We start from the raw sequence: 13,937 nt of genomic DNA, 5'->3' as shown, positions 1-13,937 counted from the left end.
ATCGCCGGAAGATCCGACGGAGGACCATGCACCACAAGATCCTGGTCGTCGAGGACGATCACGCCTTGCGTGATGTGCTGCGCCGCGGCCTGTTGGACGAGGATTTCGCGCCGGTGCTCGCCGCCGACGGTGCCACCGCCCTGCGGCTGGCCACCGACAGCATCGCCGCGGTCGTGCTGGACGTGGGGCTGCCCGACGCGGACGGGCGGGACGTGTGCCAGGCGCTGCGTGCCAACGGCTTTGCCGCCCCGGTGATCTTCCTGACGGCCCGCCACCACCTCACCGACCGGCTGTCCGGGTTCTCCGCCGGGGCTGACGACTATCTGCCCAAGCCGTTCCATTTCGCCGAACTCGTCGCCCGGCTGCGGGCCGCGCTCAAACGCGCCGGGCCGCCGGCCGTGGCCGCGGCCGGAGACATGGTCCTGGATGCGACCCGGCACAGTGCGAGGGTGGGCGACGTCCACGTCGACCTGTCGCCGACGGAGTTCCGGCTGCTGGGGACGCTCGTCGGCGCATACGGCAGCATCGTGAGCCGGCGCGACCTGGTGAGGGCCGCGTGGCCGGACGGCGCGCAGGTCAGCGACAACACCCTCGATCAGTACCTGAGCCGGCTGCGCCGCAAGCTGCGCGAAGTCGGCAGCGACCTGAGCCTTACGACGGCGCGCGGGATCGGACACCGTCTCTCGTGAACCGTTTCCTGCGCGTGCCGGCTCCCCGCACCTTGCGCGGCCGGCTCTCCCTCGTGGCGCTGACCACCGCCGCGCTTCTGATGGCCGTGCTCACCGTTGCGTTCAACACCGTGATGGACCGGCACCTGCAGCACCAGGCGGACGACGAACTGCGCAATCGCGCGGCCGCCGTCGCCACGACCATCGACACCAGCGGTCCCCGCGTGCGGGTCCTGGAGACCGTCAACGACCACCTCCTCGACGCCAACGCGTGGATCTACGCCGGGACACGTGTGCTGGAGCAGCCGCCTGCCACCACGGCGGACAGCGCGCTGGCCCGGGCCGCCGGCCGGCTCGCCGCACAAGGGGAACGAGCCTGCTCGACGGTCGACCCCGGGAGCACGCACGCCGTGCGCCTGTGCTCGGATCTCATGGGCAGCCATCGCGACGCCACTGTGGTCACGGCCCTGGACCTGGGGCCGTACCGGAGTTCGGCCGACACGTTGCTGCTGGGTTCCCTGATCCTGGACGCCGTCATGCTCGCGTGCACTTACGCGCTGACGCGCCTGGCCGTAGGGCGGGCGCTGCGCCCCGTACGGACCATGACCGAACAGGCCACCCAGTGGAGCGCGGTCGGTTCCGGCGAACGCTTCGGTGTCGAGGGCCATCCGGTCGAACTGGCCCGTCTGGGTGCCTCGTTGGACACGCTGCTGGACCGTATACGTACCGTGCTGCGGCACGAGCAGCAGCTGACCGGCGAGCTGTCCCACGAACTGCGCACGCCGCTCACCCGGATCATCATCGAGCTGGACTGGTGGAAGGCGCGCCCACGCACCGCCGCCGAAACCCGCGCCACCCAGGGGGTGATCGTCGAGGCCGCCCAGTCGATGCGCTCCATCTGCGACACGCTGCTCAGTGACGCCCGAGGCAGAGCTCAGAACTCCTCGGCGGCCCCCGGCACCACGACCGTCGTCCCCGTCCTGCACCGGCTGGTCGAGAGCTTCGACACAGGGGAGCACGTGAAGACCCTCGTCGACGTGGCGGATCCAGAGCTACAGGCGGGAGTCGGGCCCGCCCTCCTCGAACGCATCGTCAGCCCGCTGCTGACCAACGCGGTCCGGTTCGCCGTCTCCACGGTGATCGTGTCCGCGCGGCAGCTGCCCGGCAGCGTGCGTATCGACGTCACCGACGACGGCCCCGGCGTGCCCGCGATGTTCGTCGGTGACCTCTTCCAGCCCGGCCGCCGCGCCGACGTGGACGACGGGCACGACGGCGCTGGCCTCGGACTGCCGCTCGCGCGGCGCCTGGCCCGCGCCGTCGGCGGCGACGTGACGCACGATCCCGGTTACACCTCCGGAGCGCGCTTCCGGGTCGATCTGCCTGTCGGGTGACGGCGCTCAGTCGGCTTGCTGAGTGACCGGCTCCCGTTCCGTCGGCGGCGCTGCGGTGGTCCGGCGTTCCTGGACCTGCGCGTAGGCCACGAGGCCGAGCAGGACGGCCAGTAGTACGGCCGAGGAACCCACCGTGCCGAGGTTCAGACCGCCCTTGGCGACCGGCTTGGTCAGGAAGTCACCCGCGGTGGCGCCCAACGGGCGGGTGAGGACGAAGGCGATCCAGAAGAGCAACACGTTCGGCACCACCGGCACCTTCATCAGGGCGACGAGAACGGCGAGCGCCCCGGTCACGAGCAGTGCGCCTCCGGCGTATCCGAGCCCGGAGCTGTCGGACAGGAAGTCACCCATCGATGTGCCGAGGGTGTTGGAGACGAGGATCGCCGACCAGAACAGCGCCTCGCCGCGGAAGGTGACGATGTCACGGATCTGGAAGGTCATCCCGGTGGCCTTCCAGACCGCGAAGATGACCAGCAGGATCGAGATGAGGATCGCCGCCCCGGTGGGGTAGCCGAGCCCCAGGCCCTGCGGGCCCCAGCCGAGTGAGGTGGCATCGCCGGACAGGTACTTGGCTCCCGCGTCACGGTTCATGAAGTCGGACATCGTGGTGCCGGCCATGCTGGTCGACAGGATCACGGTCCAGTAGAAGAACGGGTTGTAGCGGCTGGACCTCAGCTGCACGACCAGGGTCACCGCGAAGATCAGGAACAGCCCGATCGTGGTGAGGAAGTAGCCGAGTTTGAGGGTCTGCGCGAAGAGGTCGCCGGCCGTCTCGCCGAGCGTGGTCGCGGCGATCTTCATGATCCAGAACGCCAGAGTGACCTCGGGAAGCTTCTTCATCACCGATTTGGTCGTGCTCGTGACGCCCAGATCAGTGAACATTTCAGGCTGCTGCAAGGTGGGGGGCTCCGATTCGGTCGTACGGCAGAACGCCCGCCCCGCAAGGGGGGCGGGCGCTCTGTGTCACGATGCGACCCCGAAGAGTGATCGCTTTACCGACGTTGCCAGTATCAGCCTGAACACATCCTGAACGCCTGCTCAGCCCGCGTGCCGGGCGGTGTGCTGCGGCTGCGTCACGTCCTTCCGGGTCACCGACAGATACACGACCAGGCCGAGGATGACCGCGAGGAACAGCACACTGGTCACCACCGTGCCCATGCCCAGGCCTCCGTCGCCGGTGGGCTGGGAGAGATAGTCACCGATGGACGCGCCGAGCGGGCGGGTGAGGATGTAGGCGATCCAGAAGCTCCAGACCGCGTCCAGGCCGAGCTTGAAGTGCGCAAGGGCGACCGCGGCGATGGCCAGACCGAACAGAACCGCGGCGAGCCAGTAGCCGAGGTCCATGCGCTCGGAGACCAGGTCGCCGGCAGCGGTGCCGAGGGCGAAGGTGAACAGGACGGCGAGCCAGTAGAAGGACTCCCGGCTGGTGCTGTCGATGCTGTGGATGGACAGCGTCCGCTCACGCCGGTACCAGACCACGAAGACGATCGCGAGGATGATCGCGAAGACGGTGGTACTGGTCTCCAGTGGCACGCCCATGTTGTCCGTGAGGTTGTCGCTGATCAGCGTGCCGACGACGCTGATGAGGGCGACCGCGAGCCAGTACACGCCCGCGCGGTAGGTGCTGGTGCGGAACTGTACGACCAGGACGACGGCCAGCAGAGCGCTCATCAGCACCGACACACCGGTCAGGCCGAGGCCGGCCTTCTCGTTGAGAAGGTCGGCAGCTGTCTCACCCACGGTGGTGCACAGCACCTTGATGATCCAGAAGTAGGCGGTGACTTCGGGCACCTTGTTCCAGCGCGGCCGAGGGCTGGAGGACACCGCCTGGGTGTCGGCCGCCGACGATGCAGAGGTCTTTGACGTCTCGTATGTCATGAGGCCCGACCGTGCCACGGGATACCTGAACGCATCCTGACTGCGGTGTGGCATCGCCTGCCGCATCCGCCTCACCCGAGCATTACGCGTCAGGTCGTACCGCGGTACTTCACACCGCCGCCGCACCCACGCCGTTCAGGATGCGTTCAGGCTCAAGGTGCCATCGTGCGGATCATGACCGCAGAGCACGCCCTCGACGACCGTACCCTCATCCCCGTACGCCAGTTGGCGAACAAGGTGCCGGAGGTGACCGTCTACTTCTGGATCATCAAGGTGCTGACCACGGGCATGGGCGAAACAGCGTCGGACCTCCTGGCCCGCACGCTCGGCCCGATACCGGCGGTCGCGCTCGGCGGCCTCGCGCTGGCTGCCTCCTTGGCCATCCAGTTCACGCGCCGACGGTACGTCGCCTGGGCCTACTGGACCGCCGTCGTCATGGTCAGTGTGTTCGGCACCATGGCCGCCGACGTCCTGCACGTCGGCCTGGGAGTGCCGTACGCGGTGTCGGCCCCGGCCTTCCTCGCCGTACTGGCCGCGGTCTTCGTCCTCTGGTACGTGAGCGAGCGGACCCTTTCGATCCACGCCATCCGAACGCGCCGCCGCGAAGCGTTCTACTGGGCGGCCGTACTCGCGACCTTCGCCCTCGGCACCGCCGCCGGCGACCTCACCGCCGCTGACGGCTTCGGCTACCTGGGCTCGGTCGTCCTCTTCGCGGCGGCCATCTGCGTGCCCGCCCTGGCCCACCGTTTCGGCGTCATGGGCGCAGTCACCGCGTTCTGGACCGCGTACGTCATCACTCGCCCCCTGGGCGCCTCCCTCGCCGACTGGATGGCACTCGGTCACACCCGCGGCGCCCTGGGCCTCGGACTGGCGCCGGTCACGCTGGCGTGGACGGCCGCGATCATCGGATTCGTCGGCTACCTCGCAGTGTCACAGCGCGACCGGCGCACCTCCACCGCAGCCTGAAAGTTCAGGACGCGCCGGGCGAGGTGTGAGAAGCCGAGCAACGCGCAGGAACTGTGGATCAGCTCCGGGAGGACGCATCTTCCTGTGCGATTGATCGGTAGGAACGAGCAACATCGGTGTCCACAGCACCGGCAGGAAGGCACTTCGTGCTCCACGTAGTGAGAGCACGACCGCACCGCCGCTGGCGGCTCCTCCCGGCACAGCTGAACGGCAGCCTGCTCGGCGGCTGGGCCTGCATGCGCCACGGCGGCCGGGCTCTCGCCTGGCCGCAGGGGTTCGGGCAGCTTTCGCCCGAACCAGACCCCCCTGCGGCTGGAAGTGATTCGACATCAGGCGGCTGACCCATTCCGGCTGCTTGATCTTCACCGCACGGAACTCCGCCTCGCCGGCTTCAGGTCGATGACCGGGTGCCTGAGACCGCTGACGGAGGTAACCGGCTTACCGGGAGCAAGCCATGGCCTCATCCACATCGAGCTGTTCGCAACCCTCGAATTGGTGGAGTCGGCGTCCGGCGGCCCCGACGAGGGCCTGGTGGAGTTCCCGTTCGACGGCTGGCAGGGGCCCTGTTGGCGACGTCGCCGGAGCACAAGTAGGTGCCGCGTACGAAGGCAGCGACGCTCTTCTGCTCGGTCGGCGGACGTACGACGTCTTTGCCGACTACACCCGGGTCCCGTGTACGTGCCGCGGCTCGGCCAGTAGGCCGTAGATGACCAGCAGGGACACGAGCATCGTGAACAGTGACCAGAACGGGTAGACCGGAAGGAAGATCATCTGCCCGACCAGACACAACGCCGCCAGGCAGACGCCCGTCAGCCGCGCCGCCCTGGAGCCCACGAACACGCCGATAGCTGCCAGGGCCATCACGATGCCGATGAAGACAAAGATCCAGCCCCAGAACGTGTAGTTCAGGATGAGCAGCCGGTTGCCTTGGGAGTACACCTTCGAGAAGTAGCCGTGGTTGAAGATCGCCACGAAGCCGGTGAGAAGGTTGAATAGACCGCTGACCATCAGGAGGATCCCGGCGAAGGCCACCCAATGCGAACGCTCCATCGGGGGCACGAGGTCGTCTGACCCAGAGGCTTGTTGCTGCATGGGAACCATGAGATCCAGCTACGCGGGAGACCGCAATCCGTGCTGACCCGTCGGTGTACGGACCGACGGCCGGCCGACTGTCGTCAAGTCCGTTCGCACCGGGCCGGGCATCCGGGCCGGACCGATGTGGACGACCGAGAGCTGTGTGCCGATGCGGTCGGTACCAAGCTCTTGGTGTGTCGGCTCAGGGTCCATTTGACCGTCAACCATCAGAGGCCCATGCGCCGCGACGAGAACGGGCCCGAAGCATGGCGATGGCACCCGGCCAGGGCCGGTGAACTGGCGGGGCTGCCATGTCGCGCGGAGCGTCAGCCGGACGGTTCGTCGGGAACGGGGTGCTCGGGCCTCGGGCTTCCCGAGTGCGGGGCGCCCCTCCGTCCCGTACCCGCTTCGTCTGTGTCGGGGATGTCCGGGTCGGGCTCGGACTCCTCCTTTTCGTTGGGCCGCGCCGCATCGTCGGCGGGCTCCCAGGGATCATCCGCGCCGCTGCCCGCCTGCTGGTCGGGCATGTCCCTCGGCGTGGGCTCCGGTCCCGGTGCTTCGGGTCGGGGGTCGCTCACAGCGCTCTCGCTTCCTAGGTGGGCTGGTACGGCACGCGGATACCCAGGCGGATGGAAACGATGCCCGGTATTCGTGGCCGTGTACTCCATACTGCGCGCTCCGTGCCACTCCGGACGTGCTGCCCGCGGGCCGTTTGGCGGGCCTAGACGGGCAAGGGTGGGTGCCGCCACTCGAACATGAGGATCGTCGCGTCGTCGCGGAGACGGTTTTCCTGGGCGTCCAGGATCGCCTGGATGAGGCGTCGCAGTGTCTCCGACGCCAGTTCGCCTGCCGCGGCGGCCCGGGCGACGTAGTCGGCGAACCGTTCGAGACCGATCTCGCCTCCGTCCATCGTTCGGGCTTCTGTGACGCCATCGGTGAACATCAGCACTCGGTCATCTGGTTCCAGGGCTATCTCGTGCACGCGCCGGGGCGTCGAGGTGAACGCGGCCGGCATCCCCATGGGCGGATCGGCGTCGCGGTCCATGGCTCCGGCGACCAGGCGATGGTCACGGATGAGGAGCGGTGCGGGGTGTCCGCAGTTGATCCAGCGCAGCTTGCCGGTGCTCAGGTTCAGTTGGGAGACGACCGCGGTGCAGAACTGGTCCGGCAGCCACTTGGACAGGGCCGCGTCGACGCACTCCACGAGTTCGGGGAGGTCCGCTCCAGTGCGGCGCGCGTTGCGGCAGGCGGCCAGCGACACCACCGACGTCAGCCCCGAAGCCAGATTGTGTCCCATGGCGTCCAGGATCGCCGTGTGGAGGACCGAGTCGGTGAGGGCGTGGTCGAAAGCGTCCCCGCCGACGTCGTACGCCGGTTCCAGGACGGCGGTCGACACGGCGCGCGTGCTGCCGATCGTGCGGGGCGGGAGGAAGGCGCGCAGCATCTCGGCGGCCAGCCGCATCGGTTCCGTACGGGTCTGGCGGGCGTAGAAGTCCTTGTACGCCCGCTTAGAAGTGATCATCATGGCGAACAGGGAAGCGAGCGTCTTGCCACGCCGCAGTGACAGCGGGTCCAGGGCCGGGGCCCGTACAGCGAGGACGCCGAGGCGTTCCGCCCCGTCCACGAGCGGCAACCAGGCCGTCATCCCTCCGAAGTCGGACTCCTCGGTGCGCAAGGACTGGGTGCGGTACGTCCAGCCGGCGAGCGAATCGTCGATGGGCAGTGTCCGTACCAGATCGTTGAGCGGTGTCAGCTGTCGTTGTTGCAGGTCGGCCAGGTATGCGACGGAGTGCTGCAGGCCCATGGCCTCGGTGCAACGCGCCATGGCGGTGGTGAGGTCGAGTGTCGAGTTGCCGATATCCGCGAGGAACTCGGCAAGGGCGACCTCAGGGATCTCGGGAACGGCCACCTCATCACCCCTCGTCCGGATCCTGGTCCAGGGCCGATACGTACGTACCTGTGCAGTCTCACACCGCGACGTACGGCTCGCCTGTGGGGACCGGGGGAGCCGTACATCGGGTGCAGCGGTCGCTCTCGGCGCGCTTCGGTGGCCGACGGTGTTCGACGGTGTTCGACGTTGCCCGGCAGTGCATCAATCCTCGCCCATGATCCCGGGCGATCGGCATAAGGCGACGCAATGGCCGGTCTACGTCGCACGGTCGATCGCCCAGCGTAGTGGTACGAGCCCCGTCATTGAATTTCCGTGCAAAAGCCGCCACGGTGGGCTTGACAATGGCCAGGAGGGGTACTTTGTGGTTACGCCCATAGAGACAACTGCCTCGACGGGGTTGGGACGGGAGCGAGCTGTGGCTGGAAGCGAGAAGGCCAAAGCCAAGAAGGAGCAATTGAAGGGAAAGACAAAGGAAACGGCCGGGCGCACGATAGGCAATGAGGAGATGACCGCTAAGGGTCGCGCGGAGAAGGCCAAGGGGGACGCGCGCCAGGCCAAGGAGAAGGGGAAGGACATTTTCCGCGGTTAATGGAAACTACCTGTGAGCCTGCCGCACGACAAAGCGCGGCAGGCGCAGGAGTGTGCGGACGAGCGGCACGACCGACAGGTCGATGACGTCCTTACCCGTGTCGCTGAACATGAGCGACCGTCGTCGCTATCTGCGTGCGGTGGCAGGTACCCTACTGCGGCTCTCCCCGCTGTGTCGTGCGGTCGTCGCTGAGGGCCCTCGGCCCCCTGAACACAGGCACGGAGCGGGGCCGCCCCGTCTGCGTTGACGAGCAACCAGCACCCGTCAGAGACGACCGTGCTTCGGAACGAGTGACTCGCACCGATCACACAGCACCAGGTGGACCCGTCGGCTCTCACGCAGTGAGCCATCCCCGCCACAGCGCTCGCAGATGTCCTCGCTGCGGTCAGCGAAAGCTTCAGTGACTGCATCGAGCCGCGCACGCTCCGCATATGTCCACTTGCCGCCAGGCTTCCATGGCCGCGGAAGCGCCTGGAAGGCCAGAGTTCCCCACTTCTGCTTGACGGCCAGGAGCTCGTAGTCCGGGAACTCCGCGACTACCGCCTGATGGCACTCGAGCACCAACTGCTGCCAGCCAGGGCCCACGTCGACGTCATACGAAGGGTCTCGCAGATGCTGCCTGATCGGCTCCCATGCATCGTCTGAAGCCGAGGAAGGCCCCACCATCCAGTCCCCTCACGCAGCAATGGACCCCGATCTTACGGGCCGTGGACCTTTCGGTCCGTGGCTTGCCGGCGTGATCCACAGGAGGAGCCCTGGGTTTCTTGTCATCGTCGGCGTTTCGCTCCGCTCTTCTCGCCCCTCGCCCCTCGCCGGCGAGGCACCGGTCCAAGCGCCTCAACATCTACTGCCTGGACGGCCTGCGTCCGCTGAATGAGTGGGTGCGTCTGCCTGTCCCAGTTCCTGGCAGTGGCTCCGTCGTTGGACGGGGCATGGCGGCCGACCGTTCCGGGCGGTGGCGTACTGCGAGGAAGGGAACACGTCGTGGCGGACAATGATCTGGGGAGTCTGCTGGGGAACCTGCTGGGCAGGGGCAGTTCCTCCGGGTCGGGGAAAATGCTCGGCGCGCTGTTCAACGGCGCCAGGAGCGAGGATGGCAACTCGCTGAAAGGGTTGCTCGGCCAGCTCAGGGATGGCGGGTTGGGAACTAAAGTCGCCTCCTGGACCGGCACGGGGGAGAACGAGGACATCAGCGGTGCGGAGATTGCCCAGGCACTTCCCCCCGGTCTGCTCGCCTCGGCTGCACGCACCTGTGGGCTCCGTGACGTGGACGCCGCAGACCAGATCGCTGAAACGTTGCCCGTGGCCGTCGACAAGCTCACCCCCGAGGGGCAGATCCCCGACGAAGCACTTGAGGAACTGATCGCCCAACAGCTGCAGTGACAGCAGACCGGCGGACAGGTACAACGACGAGGCCGGCCAATTGACGGCCGTTTGCAGTGATCGCAGGCCAACTTGGTTCTGGGGAAACAGAGTTAGGCGCCATGTTCGACCCGGCCGGACAGAGCTCCGCGACGGCTGCGTCGTGCTGTGGAGGCGAGCGTCCGGCGGCCGATCGTGAAGTCGTACGTCGCCTTACGCCGATGGCTCCGCTCACACTGCATCACTGTCGCGTCTCCCGCCGCGGCATCGACAACGCAGAGCAAGCCCGGACAGCTCCGGTGGCGGAACGCTCTGTTGCCCGGCTGCCGCAGACTGCGCGTCGCTGGGAAACGCAACGCAAGCACGAACCATTTCTTTCCTTCGTCGCTGTCGCCGCGACACGCATCCGCCGCCTCGAACTCCGCAAGGGAAATGTCTTCACAGCTGACGTGGTGGCTCCCCCGGATGACATCCAGCCCCGAATCGTGGGGAGAGGCGCATAATGAGAGGGTCCGTCTCGGATTGGAGAGCGTCATGGTCATCCTCGGTGTCATCCTGCTTGTCATCGGACTTGTGACTGGAATTTCCATACTGTGGACCATCGGGGTCATCCTGTTGGTGATCGGCGCCATCCTGTGGGTGCTCGGAGCTGTTGGTCACTCTGTGGGTGGCAGGCGGCACTACTGGTGATGGCCGCCTGAAGCGGCTCAAACGCGGGTGGACGACAGCGACTATGCGGAGGAGACACCGCAGAGCTGAATGGCGAAGATTGCGTTTGCCTTCTTTGACGCAAGGCAAGGAATTACCCAGAGCAGGTTCGAGGCGCTGTGGGGGAAGTTCGAAGGGGATGCAAAGCGCAACGTCACCGCAGTGTTGAGCTCCTTTGGCACGCGGAACGCCAGCGCTGGATTTCTGGCCACCGTCCGACGCGGTTGCGCTCGTCGACGCTCCGGGTGGATGCACTCGTCGGCCCTCAGAAGGCCTCCGGTGTGCCGAGCCCAAGCTCGCCGCTGGTCGATGTCTCGGCGTGGGCGACCATGGCGGGGTGGATCCGCATGTGGGCAGGTCACGGCTGTTTCTGCGGGGAGGGCTCCCCAGCCGACTGGCTCAGGGCGCGACGAAGCGTGGCAGGGCACGTCGTGCTCGCTCCTTCCGTCCATGGACGCTGATCTGGCGCTCGATCGTCACCTTGGGGGCGACGGGGGAGGTCGGTGGCTCTGTGTGAGAGCTCCGGCTGAAGCCCCTCAAAGACCCCGGGTGTGCTGTTGCGACGCAAGCTCGGTTGCCGTGTTCTTGATGCCGACGGGCCGGGGTACTCGATGCTCGGACGTCACTTGAGCGGCAAGGAGGCAGATGATGCCCAGAGGTTCAAGTCCCAAGCGGGAACGGCAGTATGAGCACATCAAGGAGAGCGTCGAAGAGCGTGGTGCCTCGAAGAGCCGGGCGAAGGAGATCGCCGCGCGTACCGTCAACAAGGAGCGCGCGCGGTCGGGCGAATCGAAGACGGCGAGCAAGACCTCCACCCAGGACCCGAAGTCGGCCTCGCAGCGCGGCGGGGAACGCTCGCACAGCGGCGCGCAGGGGCCGACGAAGGATCAGCTGTACGAAGAGGCGAAGAAGCGCAACATCGACGGGCGGTCGTCGATGAACAAGCAGGAGCTGCGCAAGGCTCTCGGCCGCTGACGACTCGGCTGTATGGAGTCCCCAGCATCGGCTCTCGACGGTCTCGTCGCGGGGCCTCGCCGCGCAACACCGTGACAGGTTCGCGTCGCGGCAGAGCCGAGCCGCAGCACCCACGCGGAACGCGGAGTGACTCAGGCTCGGCAAGGGCACCCCGTGTCCCGCGCCGGGCGCCATCCAGTCGCGTCGGCCGCCTAGCCACCTCTGCGTATCCGGCCGGCGGCGCCGGGCGGGAGTCGCGAGATGTCACGGGCCTCGGGCGGGGCACCGCGGCGGGAAGCGACGGGCCGACCACCGCCGCCGATCGGAAGGCGAGGACGAACCCGGACCAGACGCATCGAAGGACGTGGAACGCATGGCGCGCGTGGCTCTGTTCGACGTCGACGGCACGCTCGTCGACACCAGCCACCTGCATGTGGTGACGTGGTGGGAGGCGCTGCGACGGGTTGGACACGACGTGACGATGCATGACATCCACCGGGCGATCGGCCTCGGCTCCGACGACGTGCTCGCGCACCTCCTCGGCGAGGACCGTGACCAGGACCAGGACGCCCGGCTCAGCTCAGCGCACACCACGTTGTACGGAACCTACTTCGATCGACTGCCGCCGCTGGAAGGCGCCCAGGATCTGCTGCGGGAGCTGGCCGGCCGCGGCTGGCGCATCGTTCTTGCGACCTCGGCCGGGGGACCGGAACTGAAGGCGCTGCGCTGTGCCATCAACGCGGACGACGTGATCGTGGGGGGTGGCGAGCGCCGACGGCGTGGCTGAGGGCAAGCCGGCCCCCGATCCGGTCCACCGCGCGCTTGAGCTGGCGGAGACGGACGCTTCCGACGCGGTGTTCGTCGGAGTCGGAGACACGGTCTGGGACTTGACATGCTCCCCCTCCTGAAGGAGGGGGATTCCTACGGCTCGCGCCGTGGGGTTTTCTGCTTCGTCGCCGACTGCCCGCCCGGAGAACTCCGTTGAGGTCTTACACCAGCTCCACAGACTGTCACCGCCAGCCCGGCGGCCAGAAGGTTGCGTGCCGCGTTCACGTCCCGGTCATGGGTCGTGCCGCACTCACACGTCCAGATGCGGACGTTGAGCGGCATCGTGCCCTGCACGGTGCCGCAGTGGGAGCACAGCTTGGACGAGGGGAAGAAGCGGTCGACCGCGATCACTTCCCGCCCGTACCAGGCGGCCTTGTACTCCAGCATGCTCCGCAAGTCCGACCACGCCGCATCCGAGATGGCGCGGGCAAGTCTCCGGTTCTTGACCATGTTGCGCACGGTCAGGTCCTCGATCACGATCGTTTGGTTTTCACGAACGAGTCGAGTGGTCAGTTGGTGCAGGTGGTCGCGGCGACGGTCGGCGATGCGGGCGTGGATCTTGGCGACCTTGCGCCGGGCCCTGGCCCGGTTCGCACTGCCGGGCGCTTTCTTCGCCATGCGGCGCTGAGCCTGGGCGAGGGCGGCACGGTCCTGGCGTTCGTGCCGAGGGTTGGCGATCTTCTCCCCGGTGGACAGAGTCAGCAGATGCTCCAGACCGACGTCGATTCCCACTGCCGCATCAGCAGCGGCAAGTGGCGCGATGGCCGGGTCCTCGCACAGCAGGGAGACGAACCAGCGCCCCGCCGCATCCTGCGACACGGTCACCGTGGACGGGGACACGCCCTCGGGCAGCGGGCGCGACCACACGATGTCCAGCGGCCGGGCCATCTTCGCCAGAGTCAGCTCCCCGGCACGGAACCGGAAACCGCTGGTGGAGTACTCGGCAGATTTCCGCGACTTCTTCTTCGACTTGAAGCGCGGGTACTTGGCCCGCTTGGCGAAGAAGTTGGTGAACGCCGCCTGCAAGTGGCGCAGACACTGCTGGAGCGGCACCGACGACACGTCGTTGAGGAACGCCAGTTCCCCGGTCTTCTTCCAATGCGGTCAGCATGGCCGAGGTGGCGTTGTAGTTGACCCGCTCCTGCCGCGCCCGCACCGAAGCGTGGGCGCGGCAGCCTGCGCATCGGTCGGATAGAAGCGGTACTTGAACGCCCGCTTCACACAAGTCGTGGCCACGCTCACAAACTAGTGCGACCGATGTGTGAGACCAAACCTGCGGGCCAGAGCACGGCCTTTCGCCCTGGGGGCGAATGACCCCACCTTGCCCTGCTCCGCAGGAGTCCGTTTCCTCCCCTGCCTGAAGGCAGGGGTATCCACGGAGGAACCCGATGAAGACGGCCGCCAGGGCAGGTGTGCGCGCCGTCGGCGTACTGTGCGGGGGCATCCCGCGTACGGACCTCGAAGAGGCGGGGGCCGAGGCCGTGTACGAGGGTCCTGCGGACCTGCTCGGCCTACTGGACACGAGCGTCCTCTCCCAGATGAAGCCCACACAGTTCTGACGCACGCGCTGACCTGCTGGAAACAACTGCAACCGTGCACCCGACCGTACGAGCCATGAGCTCCCTCCC

At 67.3% G+C, this 13,937-nt stretch carries 13 protein-coding genes and 3 pseudogenes; 10 read left to right on the top strand and 6 right to left on the bottom strand.

Translation table 11 applies throughout. The annotated features are described in order from the left end of the window. Nucleotides 1-26 precede the first annotated feature (26 nt). Nucleotides 27-689, top strand: a complete 663-nt coding sequence (locus OHO83_RS01540; RefSeq protein WP_266679699.1) for a response regulator transcription factor — start codon at nucleotides 27-29, stop codon at nucleotides 687-689. Further along, nucleotides 686-2,059, top strand: a complete 1,374-nt coding sequence (locus OHO83_RS01535; protein WP_266679701.1) for a sensor histidine kinase — start codon at nucleotides 686-688, stop codon at nucleotides 2,057-2,059. The genes OHO83_RS01540 and OHO83_RS01535 overlap by 4 nt, the downstream gene beginning before the upstream one ends. 6 nt (nucleotides 2,060-2,065) lie before the next feature. Here OHO83_RS01535 and OHO83_RS01530 read toward each other — a convergent pair whose 3' ends face one another. Further along, nucleotides 2,066-2,941 carry a COG4705 family protein gene (locus tag OHO83_RS01530; RefSeq protein ID WP_266679703.1) on the bottom strand — a complete coding sequence of 292 codons (876 nt, stop codon included), beginning with the start codon at nucleotides 2,939-2,941 and terminating at the stop codon, nucleotides 2,066-2,068. Nucleotides 2,942-3,097: 156 nt separating this feature from the next. Then, complete coding sequence (locus tag OHO83_RS01525) at nucleotides 3,098-3,937, bottom strand: COG4705 family protein (RefSeq protein WP_266679705.1); 840 nt, start codon at nucleotides 3,935-3,937, stop codon at nucleotides 3,098-3,100. Between the two features lie 174 nt (nucleotides 3,938-4,111). On the opposite strand from OHO83_RS01525, the gene OHO83_RS01520 reads away from it, so the two are divergent. Next, the gene (locus OHO83_RS01520) at nucleotides 4,112-4,903 is read left to right on the top strand and encodes a COG4705 family protein (protein ID WP_266679707.1); all 792 of its coding nucleotides are present in this window, start codon (nucleotides 4,112-4,114) and stop codon (nucleotides 4,901-4,903) included. 116 nt (nucleotides 4,904-5,019) lie between these two features. Then, nucleotides 5,020-5,244 (top strand): hypothetical protein, encoded by a 225-nt coding sequence (locus OHO83_RS46870; RefSeq protein WP_353963515.1) that lies wholly within the window; start codon nucleotides 5,020-5,022, stop codon nucleotides 5,242-5,244. A 316-nt stretch (nucleotides 5,245-5,560) separates the two neighbouring features. On the opposite strand, the gene OHO83_RS01515 is transcribed toward OHO83_RS46870, so the two are convergent. From OHO83_RS01515 to OHO83_RS01505, 3 genes are all read right to left on the bottom strand, one after another. Beyond that, entirely contained in the window at nucleotides 5,561-5,953 is a 393-nt protein-coding gene (locus tag OHO83_RS01515; protein ID WP_266679709.1) for a DUF7144 family membrane protein, read from the bottom strand. A gap of 350 nt (nucleotides 5,954-6,303) precedes the next feature. Further along, the gene (locus OHO83_RS01510) at nucleotides 6,304-6,555 is read right to left on the bottom strand and encodes a hypothetical protein (protein WP_266679711.1); all 252 of its coding nucleotides are present in this window, start codon (nucleotides 6,553-6,555) and stop codon (nucleotides 6,304-6,306) included. 143 nt (nucleotides 6,556-6,698) lie between these two features. After that, a complete protein-coding gene (locus tag OHO83_RS01505; protein WP_266679713.1) occupies nucleotides 6,699-7,886 on the bottom strand; it encodes a PP2C family protein-serine/threonine phosphatase in 1,188 nt (395 codons plus the stop codon). Between the two features lie 397 nt (nucleotides 7,887-8,283). On the opposite strand from OHO83_RS01505, the gene OHO83_RS01500 reads away from it, so the two are divergent. The 5 genes and pseudogenes from OHO83_RS01500 to OHO83_RS01480 form a co-directional block, all read left to right on the top strand. Further along, entirely contained in the window at nucleotides 8,284-8,457 is a 174-nt protein-coding gene (locus OHO83_RS01500; protein ID WP_266679715.1) for a CsbD family protein, read from the top strand. 984 nt (nucleotides 8,458-9,441) lie between these two features. Further along, the gene (locus tag OHO83_RS01495; RefSeq protein ID WP_266679717.1) at nucleotides 9,442-9,840 is read left to right on the top strand and encodes a YidB family protein; all 399 of its coding nucleotides are present in this window, start codon (nucleotides 9,442-9,444) and stop codon (nucleotides 9,838-9,840) included. A gap of 513 nt (nucleotides 9,841-10,353) precedes the next feature. Next, complete coding sequence (locus OHO83_RS01490) at nucleotides 10,354-10,509, top strand: DUF6131 family protein (RefSeq protein ID WP_266679719.1); 156 nt, start codon at nucleotides 10,354-10,356, stop codon at nucleotides 10,507-10,509. A 666-nt stretch (nucleotides 10,510-11,175) separates the two neighbouring features. Continuing rightward, nucleotides 11,176-11,502, top strand: a complete 327-nt coding sequence (locus OHO83_RS01485) for a plasmid stabilization protein (protein ID WP_266680290.1) — start codon at nucleotides 11,176-11,178, stop codon at nucleotides 11,500-11,502. 352 nt (nucleotides 11,503-11,854) lie between these two features. Then, nucleotides 11,855-12,371 (top strand): annotated as a pseudogene (locus tag OHO83_RS01480) (HAD family hydrolase); the annotation flags it as partial. A gap of 31 nt (nucleotides 12,372-12,402) precedes the next feature. Here the strand turns inward: OHO83_RS01480 and OHO83_RS01475 are convergent. Continuing rightward, nucleotides 12,403-13,545, bottom strand: a pseudogene (locus OHO83_RS01475) (RNA-guided endonuclease InsQ/TnpB family protein). A gap of 152 nt (nucleotides 13,546-13,697) precedes the next feature. On the opposite strand from OHO83_RS01475, the pseudogene OHO83_RS01470 reads away from it, so the two are divergent. Then, nucleotides 13,698-13,868, top strand: a pseudogene (locus OHO83_RS01470) (HAD family hydrolase); the annotation flags it as partial. Nucleotides 13,869-13,937: the final 69 nt, after the last annotated feature.

Source organism: Streptomyces sp. NBC_00569 (assembly GCF_036345255.1).
Classification (GTDB): Bacteria; Actinomycetota; Actinomycetes; order Streptomycetales; family Streptomycetaceae; genus Streptomyces.
This window is presented reverse-complemented; position numbering and strand designations above follow the sequence as displayed.

What these genes read in the sequence shown, in the direction of transcription:
- OHO83_RS01540 (WP_266679699.1), top strand. Translation starts at nt 27, where the DNA reads ATGCACCACAAGATCCTGGTCGTCGAGGACGATCACGCCTTGCGTGAT.
- OHO83_RS01530 (WP_266679703.1), bottom strand. Translation starts at nt 2,941, where the DNA reads ATGTTCACTGATCTGGGCGTCACGAGCACGACCAAATCGGTGATGAAG.
- OHO83_RS01525 (WP_266679705.1), bottom strand. Translation starts at nt 3,937, where the DNA reads ATGACATACGAGACGTCAAAGACCTCTGCATCGTCGGCGGCCGACACC.
- OHO83_RS01520 (WP_266679707.1), top strand. Translation starts at nt 4,112, where the DNA reads ATGACCGCAGAGCACGCCCTCGACGACCGTACCCTCATCCCCGTACGC.
- OHO83_RS01515 (WP_266679709.1), bottom strand. Translation starts at nt 5,953, where the DNA reads ATGGAGCGTTCGCATTGGGTGGCCTTCGCCGGGATCCTCCTGATGGTC.
- OHO83_RS01490 (WP_266679719.1), top strand. Translation starts at nt 10,354, where the DNA reads ATGGTCATCCTCGGTGTCATCCTGCTTGTCATCGGACTTGTGACTGGA.
- OHO83_RS01485 (WP_266680290.1), top strand. Translation starts at nt 11,176, where the DNA reads ATGCCCAGAGGTTCAAGTCCCAAGCGGGAACGGCAGTATGAGCACATC.